Raw genomic sequence first — 22,859 nt, 5'->3', positions numbered from 1 at the left:
GGTTTTTATGTCTGAGATATTTAATAAAATGGCCGACCATTACGATACACCCCCAAGGATTGCTCTAGCTGAAAAGATTACAGCAGCAGTAAGACCCCAACTGATGAATGCCCGTGAACAAATTCTTATTGATTATGGCGGCGGAACAGGTCTTGTTAGTTTACCGCTGGCCCCTTTAGTCAAGCAACTGCAGATTTGGGATACTGCGGAGGGCATGCTGGCGATCGTTGATCAGAAGGTCACCCAGCAAGGGCTGACAAATGTTTCTGGATCACTCCACGATTTAACGAAGGAGTCCATTCATGAAGAAGCAGATATCGTTCTGTTGTCGCTGGTAATGCTTCATATTCCCGACACAGAACATTTACTGCAGCAACTTTATCAATTGTTAAAACCCGGCGGACGTTTGTTCATCGTTGATTTCAATAAAAACCAATCCGTCTCACATCCTAAAGTACACAATGGATTTGAGCAAGACACGCTGCTCCAACTAGCAGAATCAGTAGGTTTTGATTCAGTAAGTTATGAAACATTTTTTGAAGGTCCACAGTTGTTTATGGGGCAAGATGCTGCTCTTTTTCTATATAGCGCTGCTAAGCCATCCCAGCCATAAAACAAAAAAACCAGCATGCTGAGCGCTGATGCTCTGCGTGCTGGTTTTTGATTAGATACATGTGCTGATCAACGAATTAAACCCGATTAATCGTGTTCCTTAAAGCAAAAAGATCGCTAATGCAACTACGATCAGCAGCAATGCCACTACCACGATTGCTTTGATCAAAAAAGTATTCAAGTTGCGGGACTTCTGATTTTCTCCTGCTCTCGTTTTAGTGATCGCTTTATTTTTTTTACGGACTTTCCGATAATGATTGTCGATTTGCTTTTCTTTTTGCTTCCACTCTTTGTTTGCTTGCTTAGCAACGATCTTTTGGTTTCGCTCAGAAGCAGCCATTTCTTCTTCACGACGTCGACGCAATTCAGAGCGGGTGATCAGTGGTTCTTTAGGCACGACTGTTCCTCCGTTTCAATTCTAAAAGCTCCCAAAACTGAATCGCAAAAATCGTTTTTGCATCACAGATCGTTCCATCTGCGATTGCTGCTTTGGCTTCTTTCATTGTCAATTCATACACTTCCAATACTTCATCCTCATCTTGAGGCAGAGGGTTCTCTACTTTTTGTAATTGTTTCGCGTGAAACAAATGCAGCACTTCATTAGCAAAGCCCGGGGAAAGATACATCGAATGCACATGTTCCAACGTTGATGCTCGGTAGCCGGTTTCCTCTTCTAATTCACGAGCACCAGTCAATTCGGGCTGTGCACCTTCTCCTGGATCGATCTTGCCTGCCGGAATCTCTAAAATGACTTTCTCTAATGGCTTGCGAAACTGGCGGACAAAAATCATTTTATTTTCTTCTGTCACAGCGATCACTGCAACACCGCCTGGATGAAAGACCAACTCTCGTTTGCTAGTACCGCCATTTGGTAATGCGACATCATCAACAACGACATCAATGATTTTTCCATGAAAAATCTCGTTTCTGACAATCGTTTTTTCTTCAAAATCTTTATAGGTTAACATTTTTTCACCTGACCTTTAACGTCTTTTCTACAAAATACTTTAGCATAGTTTCTCAAAAATATCTCCTTAAGAAAGAGCAAGAAAGATTATGATTTTACTAAATATCGGAAAATCCACCCCAAGTCTGATATTTTTCTACTAGTGAACATGCTAAAATAAGGATGTCGAACAATCCCTATATTACTTGTCCAAAGAATTTTAGGAGGAGGAAAAATGAAAAAAAATATTTGGCTGATCGTTTCTGCGATCGCTGTAATCACACTTTTTGCCTTTATCAGTTCCACAGGCACTGATTTGTTTACTGTCTTGTTGCTGATCGTTGGCGCGATTCTGGTATTTATTGGTCTGAAGGGGCGTAAGGTAGAAGCAAATCCCAATGTGTTACCTATACTGACGAAAGAAAAAGAAGCGCATTACTTGAAAAGCGGTATGTCTCCAAGTGAAATCGAACTGTTCCGAGAAACCATGAATCAAACCAAACAACAGATCGAGCATTTACAAAAAAACATCAACCGCAGCAATAAATTAAAAGCGATCGACTTGCGTCATGATGCATTACGCGCTTCGAAAGCACTGTTCAAAGAGTTGGTCAAAGAACCGACGAAATTACATTCGGCGAGTCATTTTCTTTACACCCATTTGCCGAACATGGTTGATTTGACAGACAAATTCATTGAGATCAATGAACATGAGATCAAAAGCCGTGAAACCTATGAAAAAATCGAAGAAAGCACTCAAATCATTGAACAAATGGCCTCGTTGATCGCTAAAGATTATCAGCAGTTTGTGGCAGATGATTTAGATGATCTTGATATCGAGTTATCCATTGCCAAACAAAGCATAAAACGAGATAATGAATAGGGATGGATTCCTTTGCTCGATCTTCGAATGAAGCGATCCAAAAAAAAAATCTAGCCCAGGCTAGATTTTTTTCGAAACAAGACTTAGGAGGAGTTAGAATGACGGAGACACCAAATCAAGTTAAACCAGTAAACGATACTCTTGATGATCTATTGAATAATCCATTTGCAACCCCTGTCGATACATTGACGACAACCCAGCAGGCAGAGATCAATGCCTTGCAAGAACAACAAAAAGCCTCTCGCTTAATTGATAAATTACCACCTGAGCGACAAGCACAGGCACAAGAGTTAGCGAATAAGATTGATCCAACCGACCAACAAGCAGTCATTACCTATGGCGCAGCTGCTCAAACCAAGCTGGGAGAATTCTCTCAATCGATGCTGAATCATGTGCAAGCAGCAGATATCGGACCTGTCGGTGATTCATTGACAGAGTTGATGTATCGTCTGCAAGAAGCTAATCCAGATGAATTACGTGCAGGAGAAGGCAATCTCTTCAAACGGATGTTTGGCAAAGTCAAACAATCGATTTTTGAGATCACCGCTAAATACCAAAAAATCGGTGCTCAAATCGATAAAATCGCTGTTAAATTAGACAAAGAAAAAGACGGTCTGTTAAAAGACAATTTGATGTTGGAACAGCTTTACCAAAAAAACAAAGATTACTTCGATGCATTGAATATCTATATTGCTGCCGGTGAGTTAAAAATGCAAGAACTACAAACAACGATTATTCCTGAAGCAATGAAAAAAGCACAAGAAACGAATGATCAGATGGATGTACAGATCGCCAATGACTATACGCAATTTTTGGATCGCTTAGATAAGCGGACCCATGACTTGCGCTTGGCCCGTCAGATCACGATCCAACAAGCACCACAGATCCGTTTGATTCAAAATACCAACCAAGCATTAGCAGAAAAGATTCAGGCATCTGTCAATACAGCGATTCCTTTATGGAAAAACCAAGTCGTTATCGCACTGACTTTATTGCGTCAAAAAGATGCGGTTACTGCACAACGCCAAGTTTCGGAAACAACGAATGATCTCTTACGTAAGAACTCTGAAATGCTGAAGGTCTCTGCGATCGAAACAGCTAAAGAAAACGAACGAGGAATCGTTGATATCGAAACGCTGCAAAAAACGCAAAACGATCTTGTCGAAACAATTCAGGAAACATTGCGTATCCAAAAAGAAGGAAAAGAAAAACGCCGAGCGGCCGAAGTGGAATTGGGTCACTTGGAAGAAGACCTCAAAGATCGCTTGTTGGACTTGACTGGAAACAAATAATTCAGGCAGACGCAATACTGTTTTCTATTAGCTGAACGAGCCTCTGGGAATCTCTCAGGGGCTCGTTTTTTACAGTGTCATCACTTTTGGTTTCCTGCCAAGACATGAACAAAAACAAGAGCGTTAGCAAACACTAACGCTCTTGCTGGTTTTCTTCATTCAATGCACTATTGCGGTACCCATAGATAAAATAGATCAGCAAACCAATGACGATCGTAATACCAAAAACGATCCAAGTGGCTGTCTGCAATCGCGTCATCAAGAACAAACAGCTAGCAACAGAAACTAATGGCAAGACTGGCACAAGCGGCACCTTGAATTCCCCTTTTTTGGGCATGCCCATCATTTTACGCAGCTTGATGATCCCCAACGACATTAAGATCAAGTAGGCCAATGCCACGATATTCGTTAATTCTGCCAAAATATTCAATGGAAAAGCTGCGGCAAAAAAGAAGGCGACGACTCCAGCTGCATAAGTCGCTTTTTTCGGTGTCTTATGCTTAGGATTAATTTTTTGCAATGATTTTGGCAACAAGCCATCCTTACTGATAGCATAAAGCAAACGTGCTAATGAGTACATCATGGAAATCGTCACTGTCAGCAGCGTTAAAATGGCACCCACCGAAATCACCGAACCAACTAAGCCGTGATCGATATATCGCATGGCAAAAGCTACCGGATCATTGACATTCAATTCTTTAAAGGGAACGATTCCAGTCAAAATCAGCGTGACCACGATATACAATAAGGTAGCGATCGCAATTGAACCGATAATTCCCCGGGGCACATCTTTTTGCGGATTTTCAACTTCTTCCGCAGCCATTGCGACCGCATCAAAGCCCAAAAAAGCAAAGAAAACAAGTGCCGCCCCATTAAAGACGCCCGAAAATCCGAAAGGCATGAACGGCTGCCAGTTGCTTGGCTTCACAAAAAATACCCCAAAAAAGATAAAAAGCGCAATGATCCCGAATTTGACCCAAACCATAGCATTGTTCAATCGCAAGGCTTTTTTGGCTTCTTGACTTACCCAAATCGTCACAAAAATGATCACTAATCCTGCAATCAGATCAATGTACGTTCCTTCGCCAGGATTATAGCCAGCAGTCAGCGCTTTTGGCAGATGCACACCGATACTTGTCAAGAACCCTTGGACATAACCGGACCAGCCAGAGGCCACCGAAGATACTGCCAACATAAACTCGCATAGCAGAAACCAGCCAGCGAGCCATGCAACAAATTCGCCAAATACAACATACACATACGAATAGGCACCGCCTAATACAGGGATACGGGAAGCAAACTCCGCAAATGAGAGCCCTGATAAGATAACGACAAAAGCCGCTAAGACAAATGACAAGATCAATGCTGGCCCTGCATATACAGCAGAAGCCGCGCCGGTCACAACAAAAATCCCTGTGCCGATGATTGCGCCAATACCCAACATGATCAAGTCTTTCAATTTCAAATCTTTTTTCAAATGACTAACGGGACTGGCTTCAATAGTTTTTTTACGAAATAAATCCATAAATCCTCCTAAATTTCACTACTTATGCAGCTTTCATATACCCTAGAAGGATACCACCAAAAATAACAAGCAAGCAACCAAAAACCACATATTTGAACTCTTTTTTGGTTTTTTTCTCCCCTAATAAGAATATGCCTCCCAGTGTAGAGATAATAATCCCCATCTGTGACAGCGAGAAACCCACGGCCAGTCCGATCTGTTGAACTGTTATCAACATACAAACATTTCCTATTCCCCACAACAATCCTGATAATGTATTCTTCCAGACCGCCCGATTGACTTTGGTTTTTCTTAGAGCAAAGAAACTAGCGCCAATCAGCATGCCTATACTCTGAGGCAAGATAATTGCCAATGGGTCAATTCCCGCCCAAGTAATAATGATTGTGTAAGCACCATAGCCAATTGTTGAGGAAATCAACGAACGAAAGCCTCTAGGAAAATCCAACATCTTGTTTTCTGTCTCAGGCATTTGTTCCCCGTCTTGTCGTGCGGTCAAATAGGCACCAGTTACTAATAAAATCAATGCGGTGATTCCCAACAAATAGTCTCGTGATTGCGTCCATTCGCCAAAAAAAAGGGCTCCAGCAATTGTATTTAAGATCAATTGCATACCAGTAGATAACGGAAGCCCCACCGAAACGCCCAGATATTTCATTCCATGAAATTGACCATTTTGACCAACTGACCAGCAAAGTCCTGACAGCAAACCAATCACTACGATCCAGCCATCAATCGTCGGCATAGTGACAAAGAAAACAATCAGTGAAAAAAGGAATGCACCAATTGTCATTCCTAATGTCTGTTGATTCGCATCCCCACCTAATTTTCCACTGACCAATCCGATACTGCCCCAGGCAAACATCGGTATTAAAGCAAATACTATACTCATCTTATCCATCCTTATCATTCAATTTGACACACAAGGTTCAGTGTATCAGTGAAAACGGTATAGAGACAAGAACTAAATGGTATTTCTCAAAAAATCATTAGCGATTTTCTTGATAGTAGCTTAGCAGAGGGAAGTAAAGCGTGACGGTTGTCCCTTCTCCTACAACCGATGAAATCGTTAACTCAATTCCTAATTCTTTGGCCAGATTCTTGGCTAAATAGAGCCCTAACCCTGTCGAGTGCATATCAGTCTTCCGACCATTCTCACCAGTAAATCCCTTATCAAAGACTCGCCTTAGATCTTCTGCCGGAATACCGATTCCAGAATCTTCTACCGAAAGACGCGTTCCTTGCCCATCTTTTTGGATTTGGACAATGATTCGCCCATTTTCCGGAGTATACTTCAATGCATTACTGAGGATTTGCCGAAAAATAAAACTCAGCCATTTGCCGTCAGTTAATACTTGCTGGTCTCCCCCTTTAATCGCATAGTGAATATTCTTCTGAATGAACACGTTGGCTTGACTGCGAATAACCGGCTGAATCGTCGCTTTCAATGACACTTCTTGAACAAGGTAATCTTTGGAAAAACTGTCCAAACGTGCCACATACAGCACTTGTTCCACATACTCATTGATCCGATTCACTTCGTTTTCCAGTAAAATATACTTTTCATCTGGAATATCAAATTCAATCGAATTTAACAGTAAGCGCGTCGCTGCCAAAGGTACTTTAATCTCATGGACCCAAGAATCAATGTATTCCTTTTGCTCTTCTTGATTGCTTATCACTTGCTGCATCAAGTCTTGGTGTTCGCGAATCAGCTGATTGATATAGTTTTGAACCAGTTCTTCCTCTGATGAACGCGCACCATGAATATAGTTTTGTAAGACACTGTCTGACTCATGGAATGTGAGCTTTTGCCAGAAACGACGTTTAGTAATATAAAAAACGCCCAAAAAAAGCAGTAGAACGACTGATTCCATCAAAAAAAGATAGCCAACAGTTCCCCAGTCGATGGGGAAATCAGGTGTCAGCCACATCACTAGAATCATCAGCAAGAAAAAAATCACCCAACCAATCAGAAGTAACCAGCGGTCTTTTAAGAAGGCAATGAATGACATCGGTTTGTTCATGGCACAATATACCCTTGTCCAACTTTGGTTTCGATGTAATTATCCATACCGGCTTGCTCAATCTTCCGACGCAAGCGATTGATATTGACAGTCAATGTATTGTCGTCAACAAAACGTTCATCATCCCAGAGCGCTCGCAACAGCTTTTCTCGACTAAGGATCTTCCCGTGATTCTTCATCAATATATATAATAATCGATACTCATTTTTGCTTAAATCAATTACTTCATCATTGATCTGCATGCTGCTGTTGTCGATATTCAAAGTAAGCCCATTGTGAACCAGCGTTTCGCTGTTGTTTTCGACATAGTTATAGGAACGGCGCAGCAGTGCATTGATTTTTGCAATCAAGACATCGATCTCAAATGGCTTCGTCACGAAATCATCTGCCCCCATGTTCATCGCCATGATCATATCCATATTCGTATTACGGCTTGATATAAAAATAATCGGTACTTTCGATGTCTCTCTGATTTTCTGGCACCAATAATAGCCGTCAAAAACCGGTAAATTGATGTCCAACAAAATCAATTGCGGTTCTTGCTCTTCAAAATCGTCAAAAACCTGATGAAAATCAGTTGTTCCAAATGTTTCGAATTGCCATTTTTCAAGTTCTTCGATGATCAGCTGGCGAATAACTGCTTCATCTTCTACTACCATGATTTTTGCCATCTGAATATTCCCCTCCACTTCTTTACTTTAACAAATATCTAAATCGAAAGCGAATGATAATCCCAGCTTTAAAAAAAGCTAAAAAAACTCTCAAATCCGCCAGATAAAAAAGTTCCTTTTCTCTGACTCTCTAAGAGTTTCTTTGTCTATTCAATAATCATCGCTGCTTCTAATAATAACTTTCCAACAAATAAAACGATCCCATCTACAAACAAGACACTCATATTGACGCCCAGTAACATAGACAACCGTTCTACCACATCGATCTGCGGTCGTTTTCTCATGTATGCTATCAGAAAAAGATTCACACCATAAGTGACAGCCATGATCACTAACATAATAAATACCAACATTAACCCTTCATTCTCTATTCATTATTTTTCTAAAAATTGTTTGATTGCAGACTGATCGATCGCTTCAAACGGCAGCAAACGTTCACTGATTTCGCGGACGATCGCCGGCAAATGTCCAGGTTGGTCATTTTCGATCTGCAAGACCAATAATGGTTCATGCAAACTCAACCGCAACAAAAACCACCCTTGTCCATAAGGTGCAGAAACCTGTATACGGATGCCTTCTTCATTTTCATTGTCAATCTGCCACCCCGATGGGAGATGATGCGCTAGCGATGCGATAACCTTCTCCCCGGTTGCGCGATAATCTGAATCATTGATCTTGAAACGCAATTCTTGGGTTTCAACTGGCTGTTTCAGCGCCGCGATCAAGTCTTCCAAACTGATATTTTGCGCACGAAGTGTTGGCAGCAACATCAAGATCTTCGCAATAACATATGCACCATCATCTAAAAAATAGTTTTCCTTGAATGCTGCATGTCCACTAGTTTCAATCGCCAACTGAGCATTAATGCCTTTTTCGTTAAGGGCGATCGCTTTGTTGATAACATTACGATACCCGGAAATATAACGCACTTGATGACCACCTAGCGATTCAATAAATGTCTTTAGATGAGTGGAGGTCGGGGAATTCGTGACAATACTCGCAGCCGGATGTTCGGATAAGACGATTTTACTCAAAACAGCAATCATGTTGTTGCGGTTCAGCGGCTGTCCACTTTTGGTCACAACAGCGGATCGATCGACATCGGTGTCAAAGATGATTCCCAAGTCTGCTTGTTCTCGTAAAACGGCTTCCGTAATACTAGCCATCGCTTCTTTATTATCCGGATTAGGAATGTGGTTAGGGAAGTGTCCATCTGGCTCCAGAAACTGTGAACCATTCGTATCTGCCCCTAACGGCACTAAAACTTGCTCTGCAAAAAAACCACCTGCGCCATTTCCAGCATCCACAATGATTTTCATTCCAGCCAATGGCTGTTCTTCTTCTGTCTGCATCCCATGACGAATTTTCGTCACCATATCTGCTGCATAGGGAGTAAGTAAGTCTCGTTGGTAATACTCGCCGAGTTGGTCAGCCGGATGAGCTTCAGGATGTGCTAAGATAAACGAGATATCTTCTTTTTCTGCACCACCAGATTTACTAAAAATCTTGATTCCATTAAAGTAATAGGGCAAATGACTGGCTGTCAGCATCACACCGGCATCACAATCAAAATCAGCAAACTGGGTACTCATAAATAGCGCGGGTGTTGTAGCCAGCCCACAATCAATAACCGTAATCCCTTCTATTCGCAATTGGTTCATAAACGCCTGCTGCAGCGTTTCACCACTTAAACGACTATCACGACCAACTGCCACTTTTAAGGGTTCCGTATATCGCTGCAGCAACCAGGTCCGCAGACCTGAAGCAATTTCTTTCACTGCATCTTCTGTTAAATCCGCTGTAAGATCTGCTGTCGAAAGCGCGATTCCACGGATATCTGAACCATTTTGCAACTTCATTCGCTTCATCTTCTCCACTCCTTTTTTGTAAACGGAAACAACTCCATTATATCAAAGGTAGCATAAAAAGAAACGCCTTTTTAGTATTTTTTACTTTTAAACAAACAATTTATGAAGCACTAAATTCGAGAAGAAGACCTAGTAAATTTTTGCAGAAAAAATGCGCTCAGTCCTTGAAAGGAATCCCTTCCAGCTGTAATAATTTCCGCTTGATCGGCAAACCTCCCCGATAACCAGTCAATCGACCATTTTTTCCCAGGACACGATGGCAAGGGACAATAATCATCATCGGATTGCGTCCGACAGCATTGGCAACCGCTCGGACGGCACTAGGACGTTGGATTCTCGCCGCTAATTCACTATAGCTGACAGTCGTTCCATAAGGGACTTCAGTTAACGCTTGCCAAACAGTTTGTTGGAACGGTGTACCGACAAAGTCAAAAGGAAAATCGAAGGCTACTGGCTCCCCGGCGAAATAGGCTTTCAGCGGCTTTGCATACCTTTCTGGTGTCTGAGAACATTCACGAATTTCTGCATATGGGAAAAAAAGAGCCAACTCTGCATGTTCTGCTAAACGACCAAAATAAGCAGCCCCCTGATCAGTGACACCCAGTTCATACATTTCCTCATTCAATTGGATCTGTGAAACCGTTAAATGCATCCTATTTCCTCCTATCTATCCACTTACTCCTCATAGTTTTTCTTTAGTATAGCACAGCAGCAAGAAAAAAAACGAAGACCCTTAAATCCGGTCTTCATTTCCTGGGAAAAAATCAGTCTAACTCAATTTTTCCTGTATACAGTTGGTAATAGGTCCCCTTCTCTGCTAATAACGTATCATGAGTACCTCGTTCAATGATTCGACCATGATCCATCACCATGATCACATCTGAATTCTGAATCGTCGAAAGACGGTGAGCGATCACGAAAACTGTCCGACCTTGCATCAGCCGGTCCATTCCAGACTGGACGATCCGCTCTGTTCGCGTATCAATGCTGGAAGTCGCTTCATCTAAAATCATAACAGGCGGATCGGCGATCGCCGCTCTGGCAATTGCTAGTAGCTGTCGCTGTCCTTGCGACAGCCCTTCGCCATCCCCCGTGATTACGGTATCGTACTTCTCAGGTAAATGATTGATGAACATATCCGCATTCGCCAGTTTTGCTGCCGCTTCTACTTCCTCATCCGTGGCATCCAGTTTACCAAAACGAATATTTTCTCGAATCGTTCCTGTGAATAAATGTGTATCTTGCAAGACGATCCCTAATGAGCGCCGCAGAGATTCTAGTTGGATCTTTTGAATATTGATGCCATCATAACGGATCTTTCCCTCTTGAATATTGTAAAAACGATTGATCAAGTTAGTGATTGTCGTCTTACCGGCTCCCGTTGCTCCCACAAAAGCAACTTTCTGTCCCGGTTCAGCAAAAAGATTGATGTCATGCAGAACCATTTGATGATCCACATACCCAAAATCAACTGCTTCAAAACGAACATCTCCAGTCAATTCTGTGTACGTAACAGTTCCATCTTCGTGAGGATGTTTCCAAGCCCAGAGTCCTGTACGATTTGTTGTTTCCACTAAATGGCCAGATTCCCATTTGGCATTGACTAGCGTGACATACCCTGTATCAATCTCTGGGGTCTCATCCAACAAATGAAAAATACGTTCTGCACCTGCCAAAGCCATGATCACAAAGTTGATCTGCTGTGAAATTTGGCTGATCGGTCCATTCAGCGAACGGCTAAGCTGTAAGAAAGAAGCAATCATCCCTACGGTTAGTCCCGAGACACCATTGATGGCAAAGAGCCCGCCGATAATTGCGATCAGCACGTATTGAACATTCAGCAAGTTCATCATGATCGGCATCAATGTATTGGCATTGACATTGGCCTTTGTAGCACTGGATTGCAACTGGTCATTCAAAGCATCAAATTCCTGCATGACAACGTGTTCATGGTTAAAGATCTTGACAACTTTCTGTCCATGCATCATTTCTTCAATATAGCCATTGACTGCGCCTAGATCCCGTTGTTGTGCGCCAAAGAAGCGGCCGCTTTTGCGGGAGATGATCCGAATCACATTCAGCATCAAAATGACCGAAACCAGTACAAAGCAAGTCAATGGGATACTAATGGAAAACATCGCAATGAAAACCGAGCAAAATGTGACGGCAGCCATCATCAAATTGGGAATACTTTGAGAAATCATTTGCCGTAATGTATCCGTATCGTTGGTGAAATGACTCATCATATCACCATCAGAATGGCCATCAAAATAACCAATCGGTAATTTTTGCATATGTTTGAACATCTGATCGCGGATTTTTTTCTGAGTGCCCTCACTGATTTTGACCATCATAAAGTTGTAAGTCAAACCAGCAATGATCCCAATTAAATAAATAATTGCCATCTGAATAATAGCTGCCAGCAGTCCGCTGAAGTTAGGATTGCTTTGTCCCAGCAGCGGAGTGATATGGTCATCGATCACCACTTGCAAAAAAAGTGAGCCGCGAACATTGGCAAAAGCACTTAACAAGATCATGAACAATACGATAATCAACTGCAGTTTGTAATCGCCAAACATGGTCGCCAGCAGACGTTTCAAGGTTCTCTGGGGATTTGCTGCTTGTCTATTCTTCACCTTCACCAAATCCTTTCTGCTGCGAGTCGTAGACTTCACGATAAATTTCATTGCTAGTTAATAATTCTTCATGGGTTCCGATTCCGTTGATTTTCCCATCATCCATCACAATGATTCGATCGGCATCTTCGATCGAATTGATCCTTTGGGAAATGATGATCGTTGTCGTTCCCGGGATTTCTTGTTTCAATCCTGCTCGAATACTACGGTCTGTCTTTGTATCAACAGCGCTAGTAGAGTCATCCAGAATCAGAATTTTCGGTCTTTTTAACAGCGCTCGCGCGATCGTTAACCGCTGCTTTTGTCCACCGGAGACATTATTTCCTCCTTGAGAGATCAATGTGTCATATTTATCAGGAAATTCTTGGATAAAAGGATCCGCTTGGGCAATTTTTGCTACCCGCTGAATCTCTTCATCCGTTGCTTCCGCGTTTCCCCAGCGAAGATTCTCACTGATCGTCCCGCTAAAAAGGACATTGTTTTGCAAAACCATACTGACTTGATCCCTCAATGCTGCCAAATCATAGGCGCGAACATCTTGTCCCCCAACGAGAACACGACCGTCAATGACATCGTACAAACGGGGGATCAATTGGACCAGCGTTGATTTTGCACTTCCGGTTCCGCCGATGATCCCGATTACCTCTCCGGATTCAATTCGTAAGTTGACATTTTCCAATGCCAATCTCGTTTGATCATTTGCGTAACTGAAACAAGCATTTTCAAAGACAATTGAACCATCTTTGACTTCTGTCAATGGCGATGCCGGATTTTTCAAGTCGCTTTCTTCATCCAAAACTTCCACCACCCGCTGTGCGGAAGTACGAGCAATCAGAATCTGAACAAATGCCATTGACATCATCATCAAACTCATCAAGATCTGCATAGTATAGTTGAACATGCTAACCAGTTCCCCTGTCGTCAAGCTGCTGTGCTCAACGATCAGTTGGGCACCGAACCAAGACAACAGCAACATACAGCTATAGATCGAGAATTGCATCAAAGGCATATTGAACGAGACGATTCGTTGTGCTAGCGTAAAGTTGCGGTAGACATCATTTGACACCTCGTCAAAAAGTTCTTCTTGCTGCTCTTCTCTGACGTAGGACTTGACCACACGGATTCCTTGAAGATTTTCTTGGACTACGTTGTTCAAACGGTCATAGATCCGAAATACTTTCAAGAAAAGCGGATGAGCAAAGCGAATCACTAAAGCAAGTCCGATGGCTAGAATTGGCAAGACGACTAGGTAAACCAGCATCAATTCTGGACTGATCGTGCTAACCATGATCAGTGAGAAAACCAGAATCAATGGACTGCGCACCAAGATTCGGATAATCATTTGGTAAGCATTTTGCACATTAGTCACATCGGTGGTCATTCTCGTGATCAAACTAGAGGAAGAAAAACGGTCGATATTGGAAAAAGAAAAATCCTGAATCTTGCTAAAAAGATTGTGGCGAAGATTTCGAGCAAAACCGGCAGAAGCAATCGCAGCTGTTCGTCCTCCTAAAGTTCCTAGCATCAGTGCCAATAATGAGCACAAAAAAAGCAGACCGCCATAGCGCAAAATGACGCCCGCGTGTCCTTTTTCAATTCCTTGGTCGATCATCATTGCCATGATCAGTGGCATAATGACATCTAGCGCCACTTCGCCGGCAACATAGACCGGTGTCAATAGGCTGGCTTTTTTATAATCGCCAACATTTGCTAGTAATTTTTTGATCATTTCTTTCGTCCCTTCTCTATGTAAAATACTGCTTATTGACTGGTTATCAATTCAACTGTACCGTATCGATAAAAGGTTTTCAAGCATGCATGCTTGAAAACCTGTGATTACTTGATAACAAAAAAACTCTCTCCATTTTTCAAAATCCAAGTAAAAAAAAAGAAAAACTATCTAAATGCAGGTAGATCCTTCTGTTTCAGTCTGTCATTGTCGACAAACAGAAGACACACTTCATTTAGATAGTTCACTCACTTATTGCTTGGGTTCTGTAGCTTTGTTACGGGCCCGATTGCTAAATGTCTCATTCGGTAGTGGCACTGTTGACTGTTTCTAGCGGATCCTTTACATTTTCTGTCTCAGGACTGACCGGTAATGATTCGGTCTCGCCTTGCAGATTTCCGCGACTAATCCCGATGGTGATCGATACTTCCAATGGAATAAATTCACCATAACGACTCATCTCCACAACTGTTCCTTTTGGTTCTGCTGAATCTACATAGTAGACATCATAATATACAGAAGCACCTTTCGATTTGTACTCATCAAAGAACATTTTTGGCAGATCGCCTTCCGTTGCTTGGTGCCGGATATCCTTCAAATACGGTTGCCCCAGTGAATAAACCACTTTCACTGTTGGCAATGTATCGCTGTCACTATATTCTTTGCCCGCCTCTTCCGACTGACTGATGAAATTGCCATAACCGATTTGATCAGAATAAACTGTCTTGACTTGAATCGGTATCTTCGATTCTAGCCCCTCTGCCTGCTCGATGGTATACTGTGAGAAATCAGGAACAACTAATGCTTTCCCTTTAGAAACTTTGACAAGAAATTGATCCTTTTTGGCCAATTTGCTGCCTTTGACTGGTTCTTGGGAAACCACGACGTCTAGAGCAACTGTATCAGAAAAAACAGCTTCTTCTTTGTACTTCAATTCATTTTTCTTAGCCCACTCTTGAGCTTCACCTTTGTTTTTCCCTGTAAAATCAGTAACTTCGATGTTCTTCTCGAAGACTTCTTTTCCTTTTGAATAATAGATGCTTAAGCGATCTTTGCGCTTATAAGCTTTGAGATCTTGCTCTTTATTTGCTGCTTCTTGTTTGATGAATACACCTGCTTCGACTTTGTCGTCATACTGTTCGATCAACGAGATATTTTCTGCCTTTTGTTTCTCGATCCATTCTTTTGCCGCTTCGGTAGTCAGTGACGAAAAGTCGGGCAGCTCGATCATTTCTTCTGGGTCAGGACCTAGGCTTGCTTTGACTGTCAAAGTCTTGCCTTTTTTGATCTTCTGATCTGCAGCAACACTTTGACTAACGATTCGATTGGTCTCTACCTCAAAATCATACACTTGATCGACTTTGATCGCCACGCCTTCTTCCATGCCCCATGTTCGGGCTTCGGATAAATCTTTCTTAGCAAAATCAGGAACCTTCACATGAGTCAATTGATAATACACCACACTGCTGATGGCAATCAGCACAATGACAGCACCAGCGATCAGCGCGTATTTTTTACGCTGCCGCTTGCGATAAGTTGGATCAAACTCTGTCTCTTCTTTTCCGAACCGACTGACCGGTTGAGAAGAGCTAGTTTCCTTGCGCGTTCTTCGCTTCATTTCCTTCGGATCCGATGCTGCTGCAGCTTTACTCTCTCCTGCGCCCTGATCAGATGTCTGAGAATCTGGAATTGGTTCTGCTTTACGCTCTGTTTTTTCGTCAAACTCAGTTTCTTTAGGAGAGCTTTGCTTCTTGCCATCGTAATTACCAGGACTGAAATTTGATAAAAAATCACTCATCTTTATTCAACACACCTTTACGCAAATAGAGTACTTCGTCTGCTTGTTGGGCGATTTCATTCGCATGGGTCACAACAATCACACATTTGTTATGCATATGAGCCAAATCTTTAAAAATATCGATGATTTCCTGTTCCATTTCTTCATCTAAATTACCCGTTGGTTCGTCTGCCAAAATAATATCAACATTCGTCGCCAGTGCACGAGCTATTGCCACCCGTTGCTGTTCCCCACCAGACAACTGATTGACTAAACGATCTGCTTTTTCTTTCGTGATCCCAATATAGTCCAATAAATTGTATGCGACTTCCCGCTGGTTCTCCGGCAATTGATTATCCGTGATCGACATTGGGACTAGAACATTTTCTACCGCAGACAGGTAAGGAATCAAATTGTAACTTTGAAAGATGATACTGATATCGTCTCGGCGATATTTCTCATGTCCGATTTTTTGAATATCTTCTCCATTAAAGAAAACAGCGCCACTTTTAGGTGTATCCAACGCACTGATCAAAGAGAGAAATGTGGTTTTTCCTGACCCTGACTGTCCTAAAATGGCATAAAACTTGCCTTTTTCAAACGCCACCGATGTTTCTTTCAAAATATAGCGCCGCTGATCGCCATCTTGATAATAGTAATCTACTTCTTTTGTTTCCAACAAAGCCATTTTTTCTTCCCCCTACATCATGATTTTCTTTGGATTCAGCCGTAGAATATACAACAACGGCAAGATTGCAGACAATAAGACTGTACCTAATCCCAATAAAAGATAGGTGATGACATACCCCATAGAAAAAGTGACTTTATAAGCACTTTGGACATCCGCATAGCTGAGAGTATTTGTCATCATTGTGCTTGAAATGGAATAGGTATCCGTTTGGGACAGATTCGTCATCCAGTCACTTTGCATCAATGTTTGAGAAACCGCACTTCCTAATAGATTTCCCGTCACCAATGAGCAGATTAGAGCGACTAAGCTGACGAGCACCACTTCAATAACGATTTGCCCAATCACTTTCCCACGGCCTTCTCCTAAAGATAGATAGATCCCTAATTCCTGCTTGCGGTCTCGCAAAAACAATAGAACGACTAATGAAATGATAAAGACCGTAGCAATAGCAGCAACAATCACGATATAGCGGGAAATCGTTCCCAGACGATTCATTCCTCCGGCAATCTGATCGTATTGATCTGTGGAAGCTACCACATGATAGTAATCCGGTAATAATGGATTGGCTTCTTGTTTGAATGCTTCAACATCGTCGGTAGAGTTCAAAACATACATCGCTTGATAATACTCTTCCGGTTCGGCCTCCGTATCTTCGGCCATTACCGTATCTCCCCACAATTTTTCGTTTTGGAATTTACTAAAATCTTTCACCAACTGATTGGCAGCATAAATCGTATTGATCTGTTCAACAGCTTGCCAGATTTGATTGGATTTTTCTTCTTGCGAAGGATTACTATTGGCCGATTCCTTTTTAACTACACTAAAAATCCCTGCAATTTTGACAGGATAATCAGCTGTGACAACTTTTGTTTGGATTTCTGCACTTTCACTCTCTGCATCTTCATCATCTGAAGTAGCCGTACTATCATCACTGTCACCCATCGGATCTTGAGGGACTTCACTATACATATCCCAAACAAATTGATCGCCAACCGACAAATTATTTTTTTCAGCGACTTCTTTACTAATCAAAATCGAGTTAGTGGTTTCTGACAAGTCTTTTTCACTAAACACTTCTCCATCGATCAGCTTGATGTTGCCTTCTTCCATATCTAATGGCTGTGGTCGATTGCCGCCCTTTAAATTAAAATAATTGCCGCCCGCCATGCCAAAAGATTCATCTTCTGGTGTATAGGCTTTGAATTTCTTGGTCTCTAACCAACCCATCATGGTATAGTCGTAATATTTGACGTAATCTAATTCTCCCACTTTGTCATAGTCCGCCGTTTTTGGCGTTTTCGGACTATTTTCTTCAGAATAAACTTCCTCATCTGATTTTCCTGAATTGTCTTTCTCAAACTGCTCATAATCAAACTCGACTGTAGCAACGTTGCCCATTTTCTTTTTCGTTTCCCGTTCCACATTCATAGTAGACTGCTGCACAGCTACCGCACCTGCGATCACGTTACCTAAAATAAAGATGACTAAAAATAAAATAAACGACTTCCCTTTCCTGCGAGTAACACTTTTTAATGCACGCTGCCAAAAATTCATTGTCATTTCCTCCAGTGACATTATTTTTTAACTATTATTTCACATTTGCGCTTTAAGGACAATCTAATTTATTGAAAGTTTTTTAGGGATGGATAAAAATAAATAACTTTTTTGTAACTGCTACCATTACGAAAAGGAATAGATTCAGCTCTTAAATAACTATTTCTGATCAGAAAGAACTATCTTACAGTTTTGTAAGATAGTCCAAAGACAAAAGGGTTGGTACCAGAAGTGCTACAAGATGGACTTATTTCCACTAAAAAAAGACTACCAACTTGCATGTTGGCAGTCCTCTTTAAACTATTTGCTTTGGTTCTTTTGGCATGTTGGATAGGCAGTCGTTGTGAACGCAGCCTATTTTTCCTTCGTATCGATCAGGATCGTTACAGGACCGTCATTGATTAATGACACTTGCATGTCTGCGCCAAAGCGACCCGTAGCCACTTCGATACCTGCAGCGTGCAGACCCGCATTGAAAGCTTCGTACAATGGTGTAGCCACTTCAGGTCTGGCAGCTTGAATAAAGCTTGGACGGTTTCCTTTTTTGGTCTCGCCATACAATGTGAATTGCGAGATACTCAAAATAGCACCTTCGATTGCTTCAATCGATTGATTCATTTTTCCCGCTTCATCTTCAAACACCCGCAAATTTTTGATTTTTCGAACCAAGTAATCCACATCTTCTTGGCTATCTTCATGAGTGATTCCCAAGAGAACTAAAAAACCTTTTTGGATTGCTCCTACAGTAGTTCCATCGATTGCAACACTGGCTTCACTTACACGTTGAATGACTGCTCGCATGTCTCGCGTCTCACCCCTTTGTTCTTCTGACACTATATACTTCTGGGATTTGTTTGATTTTGTCCACAATTGACTTAAGATGTGTTAGGTTCTGAATTGAGACCGTGATTCTAATGGTGGCCATCTTGTCTTTGTTGGTTTTCGCTTCCACACTGACCAATCGTTTAGTAACAGCGTTGACTGTTTGCAAGACATCATTCAACAATCCGGAACGATCATAACCATAGATTTCCAGATCTGCATCGTATTCTTTGCCGCTGTTAGAAGTATCTTCCCACTCGACATCGATTAGACGATTGACGATCTCTTTGCTTTGGACATTCGGACAGTCACTGCGATGGATCGAGATGCCGCGGCCCTTCGTGATATACCCGACAATGGCATCACCAGGAACTGGATTACAGCAACGAGAGATTCGGATCAGTAAGTTGTCCACGCCTTCGATCACGATCCCGCCTTCATGGCGGACTTTCATTTTCTCTGGTTCTTTCTTCGCTGGCTGATTGATCATGTCTTGTACTTGTTGTTTTTGTTTTTCGATCTGCTTCTCACGGCGTTCTTCTTCCGTCAAACGATTGGCCAGTGTAGTTGGACTCACTTCGCCAAAACCGACAGAAGCAAATAAATCATCTTCTGTTTGATAATTAAATCGTTCGCAGGCTTCTGCCATCTTGCTTTTTGTTAAAAATTCTTTTGGTACAAAGCCCATGTCTTGCAATGTTTTGACCACTGCTTCGTGCCCTTTGATGATGTTTTCGTCACGATCTTGGGCCTTGAAAAAACGTTTGATCTTGTTTTTAGCTTTGCTGGTAGCTACAAGCTTGATCCAGTCGCGGCTTGGTCCGAATGAATTTGGTGATGTCAAAATTTCAATGATATCGCCATTTTTCAATTTGTAATCCAACTGGACCATCTTGCCATTCACTTTTGCACCAGTGGTTTTGTTCCCGATATCGGTATGAATACTGTAGGCAAAATCCAGCGGACTTGAACCTTGAGGCAATTCTGTGACATCGCCTTTCGGTGTGAATACATATACTTTGTCACTGAAAATGTCCCCTTTGACACCTTCCATAAATTCAGAAGCATCGTAGCTTTCATCCTGGAGTTCCAAAATTTCGCGGAACCAACCGACTTGCTGGGTCATTTTGTCTGCTTTGACTTTCTCGGTTCTACCCTCTTTATATGCCCAGTGAGCAGCAACCCCGAATTCAGCAATCTCATGCATCTCATGGGTACGAATCTGGATTTCTACTGGATTGCCTTTGGGACCGATCACTGTCGTATGTAGTGACTGATACATATTCGCTTTAGGCATCGCAATGTAATCTTTAAATCGACCTGGCATTGGTTTCCATTTTGTGTGGATCGTTCCTAAAACAGCATAACAATCTTTGATTGAATCAACGATTACCCGAATAGCCAAAAGATCATAGATTTCATTGAATTGTTTCTTCTGGTCTTTCATTTTGCGGTAAATGGAGTAGATATGTTTCGGACGACCATAGATCTCAGCAAAAATATCTAGTTCTTCAGTTGCAAGTCGAATCTGTTCAACGGTTTCCGACACATAAGCTTCCCGTTCTTCCCGCTTGGTTTGCATCAAGTGAACGATCCGATAATATTGTTGTGGATTCAAATAACGTAGTGAAATATCTTCTAGCTCCCACTTGATACGGCTGATCCCTAAACGATGCGCCAATGGTGCATAAATCTCCATCGTTTCTTGGGCGATTCGCCGTTGTTTGTCTTCCCGCAGGTGTTTCAATGTACGCATATTATGTAAGCGGTCCGCTAATTTGACCATGATCACGCGCAAATCTTGAGCCATCGCGATCAGCATTTTGCGATGATTCTCTGCTAGCTGTTCTTCATGGGATTTGTATTTGATTTTCCCTAATTTTGTCACACCATCGACCAGCATCGCTACATCTGCACCAAAGACTTCTTTTAGATCTGCTAGGGTCACTTCCGTATCTTCTACCACATCATGTAAAAAACCAGTGGCGACTGTATGAGGATCCATTTGTAGTTCCGCTAAAATCCCTGCTACTTGAATAGGATGGATGATGTAAGGCTCGCCGGACTTGCGAAACTGATCTTTGTGGGCTTCTGTCGCATAATCTAAAGCTTTCTGTACAAATGCAACATGTTCTTCACTCATATAATGGGCCACGAGCTTGATCACACCAGGTCCGGATAATATCACTTCTTTTGCCATGAAACGCGCCTCCTTTTTTCCTATTTTCAAAAAGCAAGACAGAAGCCGCTTCTAAAGAATTCTGCTATCCCCAACTCTCTGAATAGCAGAACTCTTGAAGCAATGCGCTTCTGCCTGGCCATCTTCTTTTATGATTAGTGTCATTATACAAATTTTTCTTGTTTTTTTCAATTCTCTCTATTCTGGTCAAGCGAGACAAAATACCGGTTTATTCATTCAACAGTAACGCTGACTCTGTAAAGTGCACGCCGATTTTTGCCGCCCCTGCCTGTAAAAGTTCTGCAAGTGATTTCTGATCCGTAACAGACGCTGCCGTGTTGACTTGGATCGTCAATTGCGGTCCTCCATCTAAAGCAAAAATCGAGACATCATGCAACGCATCTGAAACAGTTAACTGCTGACCAAGAGTAATACTAGGCCAGTCCCATGCTTTCAAACGCTGTGCTACTTGGATCTTTGTCAACTCATTCATAAGTGAAGTATTGACAGCCCAGCGGATCTCACCACCAGACAAAGCCAGTGACCGGCTTGTCTCCATTAACTCCGCCAGATCAGCCGTCCGCTCTTTTTCCACCAACAAAGCCGCTGGTAGCCAGACTTCTAAAAAATCAGCGCCATCCATAAAGGAATGACCGATCTCAAAAGCTTTCTTAGCGATTGTTCCTTGTGCCAAGGGAAAATCAACTGCACAGCCGACTTGGATCTCGGAGCCTTCAGTTAACTGCTTCGCTCTGCGCAAATCACTAGGCAACACGATGACTTCTTGGACACCAAGTGTGTTAAATTCAGTAAACGTATCTTTTAACAACCAATCCGTCAGTCCAGCTTGTAAAAATCGAAAACTAAGCTTGTCTTTGAATTGCGTCACTTGATCACTTCCTTACTAATTCAGTTAGTACGCTGACAGCACTCAAAAAATAAAATGGGGCGGTTTCGGTTCGCAAAATACGTGGCCCTAACCCACAGATCACAGCACCTTGAGATTCAGCACGAGTGATTTCAGCAGGTGTCAGCCCACCTTCGGGTCCGAAAATTGCTAAGATTTTGCTGCCGGGCGCTGCTTTGGACAAAATATCGATCAGTTTGGCATTCTCGCCGCTTTTAGCAGATTCCTCATAAGCAACGATCACATAGTCATAGTTTGAAAGACTATCCCACAACTCTTTGTCCGAAGCAGCCAGTTGGATGATCGGTGCTCGTTGCCGCTGCGCTTGTTCAGCAGCCTCTTGGGCAATTTTTTGCAGCCGCTGCTGTTTCTTTTGGAGTTTCTTATGGTCCCACTTAACTACCGAGGATTGGGCGGGAAAACCGATAAATTTAGCGGCACCCAATTCTGTCCCTTTTTGGACGATCAATTCCAATTTATCTCCTTTAGGATACCCGCTGGCGATCGTAACATGAATCGGTAATTCTTTGTCTTGCTGTTCCTTTTCTACTTCAATCAAATGAACCGCTTGTTCATCGATCTGCTGGATTTTCGCGAGGATCGCTACTTGGTCTTGAAAGACCAAGTAGACACAGTCATCCGGAACCATCCGCATCACACGTACCATGTGATGAAACGGTTCTCCCTCTACTACATAAACAGGCTTCGCCTCATAATCCTCATTCAAAAAATATCGCTGCATA

The 22,859-nt window shown here is 42.2% G+C and carries 21 protein-coding genes; 3 read left to right on the top strand and 18 right to left on the bottom strand.

Annotation, left to right across the window (positions count from 1 at the left end):
- The first annotated feature begins 7 nt into the window (after nt 1–7).
- A complete protein-coding gene (locus EGX73_RS06950) occupies nt 8–613 on the top strand; it encodes a class I SAM-dependent methyltransferase (protein WP_003128488.1) in 606 nt (201 codons plus the stop codon).
- Nucleotides 614–712: 99 nt separating this feature from the next.
- Here the strand turns inward: EGX73_RS06950 and macP are convergent, their stop codons facing one another.
- Together macP and EGX73_RS06940 are read right to left on the bottom strand one after the other, a co-directional pair.
- Nucleotides 713–1,009 (bottom strand): cell wall synthase accessory phosphoprotein MacP, encoded by a 297-nt coding sequence (gene macP / locus EGX73_RS06945; protein WP_003128486.1) that lies wholly within the window; start codon nt 1,007–1,009, stop codon nt 713–715.
- A complete protein-coding gene (locus EGX73_RS06940) occupies nt 1,002–1,580 on the bottom strand; it encodes an NUDIX hydrolase (protein ID WP_003128485.1) in 579 nt (192 codons plus the stop codon). The genes macP and EGX73_RS06940 overlap by 8 nt, the downstream gene beginning before the upstream one ends.
- A gap of 213 nt (nt 1,581–1,793) precedes the next feature.
- Between EGX73_RS06940 and EGX73_RS06935 the strand changes: the two genes are divergently transcribed.
- Both EGX73_RS06935 and EGX73_RS06930 read left to right on the top strand, forming a co-directional pair.
- Nucleotides 1,794–2,441, top strand: coding sequence for a 5-bromo-4-chloroindolyl phosphate hydrolysis family protein (locus EGX73_RS06935; RefSeq protein ID WP_003128484.1), 648 nt, complete (start codon nt 1,794–1,796; stop codon nt 2,439–2,441).
- Between the two features lie 98 nt (nt 2,442–2,539).
- Complete coding sequence (locus EGX73_RS06930) at nt 2,540–3,733, top strand: toxic anion resistance protein (RefSeq protein WP_003128483.1); 1,194 nt, start codon at nt 2,540–2,542, stop codon at nt 3,731–3,733.
- Between the two features lie 133 nt (nt 3,734–3,866).
- Here EGX73_RS06930 and EGX73_RS06925 read toward each other — a convergent pair whose 3' ends face one another.
- From EGX73_RS06925 to EGX73_RS06850, 16 genes are all read right to left on the bottom strand, one after another.
- Nucleotides 3,867–5,258 carry an APC family permease gene (locus tag EGX73_RS06925; protein WP_029487307.1) on the bottom strand — a complete coding sequence of 464 codons (1,392 nt, stop codon included), beginning with the start codon at nt 5,256–5,258 and terminating at the stop codon, nt 3,867–3,869.
- Nucleotides 5,259–5,280: 22 nt separating this feature from the next.
- The gene (locus EGX73_RS06920; protein ID WP_003128481.1) at nt 5,281–6,147 is read right to left on the bottom strand and encodes a GRP family sugar transporter; all 867 of its coding nucleotides are present in this window, start codon (nt 6,145–6,147) and stop codon (nt 5,281–5,283) included.
- 97 nt (nt 6,148–6,244) lie between these two features.
- Complete coding sequence (locus tag EGX73_RS06915) at nt 6,245–7,270, bottom strand: HAMP domain-containing sensor histidine kinase (RefSeq protein WP_041119852.1); 1,026 nt, start codon at nt 7,268–7,270, stop codon at nt 6,245–6,247.
- Between the two features lie 8 nt (nt 7,271–7,278).
- Nucleotides 7,279–7,953, bottom strand: coding sequence for a response regulator transcription factor (locus EGX73_RS06910; RefSeq protein WP_003128479.1), 675 nt, complete (start codon nt 7,951–7,953; stop codon nt 7,279–7,281).
- Nucleotides 7,954–8,099: 146 nt separating this feature from the next.
- Nucleotides 8,100–8,306 carry a hypothetical protein gene (locus EGX73_RS06905; RefSeq protein WP_003128478.1) on the bottom strand — a complete coding sequence of 69 codons (207 nt, stop codon included), beginning with the start codon at nt 8,304–8,306 and terminating at the stop codon, nt 8,100–8,102.
- 21 nt (nt 8,307–8,327) lie between these two features.
- Nucleotides 8,328–9,821 (bottom strand): phosphoglucomutase, encoded by a 1,494-nt coding sequence (locus EGX73_RS06900; RefSeq protein ID WP_005472834.1) that lies wholly within the window; start codon nt 9,819–9,821, stop codon nt 8,328–8,330.
- A gap of 157 nt (nt 9,822–9,978) precedes the next feature.
- On the bottom strand, nt 9,979–10,473 hold the full coding sequence (locus tag EGX73_RS06895) for a methylated-DNA--[protein]-cysteine S-methyltransferase (RefSeq protein ID WP_003128475.1): 495 nt from the start codon (nt 10,471–10,473) through the stop codon (nt 9,979–9,981).
- Nucleotides 10,474–10,585: 112 nt separating this feature from the next.
- Complete coding sequence (locus EGX73_RS06890; protein WP_197081171.1) at nt 10,586–12,508, bottom strand: ABC transporter ATP-binding protein; 1,923 nt, start codon at nt 12,506–12,508, stop codon at nt 10,586–10,588.
- Entirely contained in the window at nt 12,447–14,186 is a 1,740-nt protein-coding gene (locus tag EGX73_RS06885; protein WP_021149056.1) for an ABC transporter ATP-binding protein, read from the bottom strand. The genes EGX73_RS06890 and EGX73_RS06885 overlap by 62 nt, the downstream gene beginning before the upstream one ends.
- 301 nt (nt 14,187–14,487) lie before the next feature.
- A complete protein-coding gene (locus EGX73_RS06880) occupies nt 14,488–15,984 on the bottom strand; it encodes a PASTA domain-containing protein (RefSeq protein WP_003128472.1) in 1,497 nt (498 codons plus the stop codon).
- Nucleotides 15,977–16,651: an ABC transporter ATP-binding protein gene (locus EGX73_RS06875; protein WP_003128471.1), complete on the bottom strand. Its 675-nt coding sequence runs from the start codon at nt 16,649–16,651 to the stop codon at nt 15,977–15,979. The genes EGX73_RS06880 and EGX73_RS06875 overlap by 8 nt, the downstream gene beginning before the upstream one ends.
- 12 nt (nt 16,652–16,663) lie before the next feature.
- Nucleotides 16,664–18,208, bottom strand: coding sequence for an ABC transporter permease (locus EGX73_RS06870; protein ID WP_005472842.1), 1,545 nt, complete (start codon nt 18,206–18,208; stop codon nt 16,664–16,666).
- Between the two features lie 354 nt (nt 18,209–18,562).
- A complete protein-coding gene (gene dtd, locus EGX73_RS06865; protein ID WP_003128467.1) occupies nt 18,563–19,009 on the bottom strand; it encodes a D-aminoacyl-tRNA deacylase in 447 nt (148 codons plus the stop codon).
- 10 nt (nt 19,010–19,019) lie between these two features.
- Nucleotides 19,020–21,230, bottom strand: coding sequence for a bifunctional (p)ppGpp synthetase/guanosine-3',5'-bis(diphosphate) 3'-pyrophosphohydrolase (locus EGX73_RS06860; protein WP_003128466.1), 2,211 nt, complete (start codon nt 21,228–21,230; stop codon nt 19,020–19,022).
- A 208-nt stretch (nt 21,231–21,438) separates the two neighbouring features.
- Complete coding sequence (locus EGX73_RS06855) at nt 21,439–22,098, bottom strand: deoxyribose-phosphate aldolase (protein ID WP_123866838.1); 660 nt, start codon at nt 22,096–22,098, stop codon at nt 21,439–21,441.
- A 4-nt stretch (nt 22,099–22,102) separates the two neighbouring features.
- A complete protein-coding gene (locus tag EGX73_RS06850; RefSeq protein ID WP_005472847.1) occupies nt 22,103–22,858 on the bottom strand; it encodes a 16S rRNA (uracil(1498)-N(3))-methyltransferase in 756 nt (251 codons plus the stop codon).
- Nucleotide 22,859 lies beyond the last annotated feature (1 nt).

Source organism: Enterococcus sp. FDAARGOS_553, assembly GCF_003812305.1.
Taxonomy (GTDB): domain Bacteria; phylum Bacillota; class Bacilli; order Lactobacillales; family Enterococcaceae; genus Enterococcus_D; species Enterococcus_D gallinarum.
The sequence above is the reverse complement of the archived record's forward strand: the minus strand, read 5'-3'. Positions and strand labels throughout refer to the sequence as shown.

Coding starts and splice junctions, on each gene's coding strand:
- EGX73_RS06850 (WP_005472847.1), bottom strand. CDS start 22,858: ATGCAGCGATATTTTTTGAATGAGGATTATGAGGCGAAGCCTGTTTAT.
- EGX73_RS06930 (WP_003128483.1), top strand. CDS start 2,540: ATGACGGAGACACCAAATCAAGTTAAACCAGTAAACGATACTCTTGAT.
- EGX73_RS06860 (WP_003128466.1), bottom strand. CDS start 21,230: ATGGCAAAAGAAGTGATATTATCCGGACCTGGTGTGATCAAGCTCGTG.
- dtd (WP_003128467.1), bottom strand. CDS start 19,009: ATGCGAGCAGTCATTCAACGTGTAAGTGAAGCCAGTGTTGCAATCGAT.
- EGX73_RS06920 (WP_003128481.1), bottom strand. CDS start 6,147: ATGAGTATAGTATTTGCTTTAATACCGATGTTTGCCTGGGGCAGTATC.
- EGX73_RS06905 (WP_003128478.1), bottom strand. CDS start 8,306: ATGTTGGTATTTATTATGTTAGTGATCATGGCTGTCACTTATGGTGTG.
- EGX73_RS06910 (WP_003128479.1), bottom strand. CDS start 7,953: ATGGCAAAAATCATGGTAGTAGAAGATGAAGCAGTTATTCGCCAGCTG.
- EGX73_RS06935 (WP_003128484.1), top strand. CDS start 1,794: ATGAAAAAAAATATTTGGCTGATCGTTTCTGCGATCGCTGTAATCACA.
- EGX73_RS06900 (WP_005472834.1), bottom strand. CDS start 9,821: ATGAAGCGAATGAAGTTGCAAAATGGTTCAGATATCCGTGGAATCGCG.
- EGX73_RS06875 (WP_003128471.1), bottom strand. CDS start 16,651: ATGGCTTTGTTGGAAACAAAAGAAGTAGATTACTATTATCAAGATGGC.
- EGX73_RS06890 (WP_197081171.1), bottom strand. CDS start 12,508: ATGAAATTTATCGTGAAGTCTACGACTCGCAGCAGAAAGGATTTGGTG.
- EGX73_RS06940 (WP_003128485.1), bottom strand. CDS start 1,580: ATGTTAACCTATAAAGATTTTGAAGAAAAAACGATTGTCAGAAACGAG.
- EGX73_RS06915 (WP_041119852.1), bottom strand. CDS start 7,270: ATGTCATTCATTGCCTTCTTAAAAGACCGCTGGTTACTTCTGATTGGT.
- EGX73_RS06870 (WP_005472842.1), bottom strand. CDS start 18,208: ATGAATTTTTGGCAGCGTGCATTAAAAAGTGTTACTCGCAGGAAAGGG.
- EGX73_RS06925 (WP_029487307.1), bottom strand. CDS start 5,258: ATGGATTTATTTCGTAAAAAAACTATTGAAGCCAGTCCCGTTAGTCAT.
- EGX73_RS06950 (WP_003128488.1), top strand. CDS start 8: ATGTCTGAGATATTTAATAAAATGGCCGACCATTACGATACACCCCCA.
- EGX73_RS06885 (WP_021149056.1), bottom strand. CDS start 14,186: ATGATCAAAAAATTACTAGCAAATGTTGGCGATTATAAAAAAGCCAGC.
- EGX73_RS06895 (WP_003128475.1), bottom strand. CDS start 10,473: ATGCATTTAACGGTTTCACAGATCCAATTGAATGAGGAAATGTATGAA.
- EGX73_RS06880 (WP_003128472.1), bottom strand. CDS start 15,984: ATGAGTGATTTTTTATCAAATTTCAGTCCTGGTAATTACGATGGCAAG.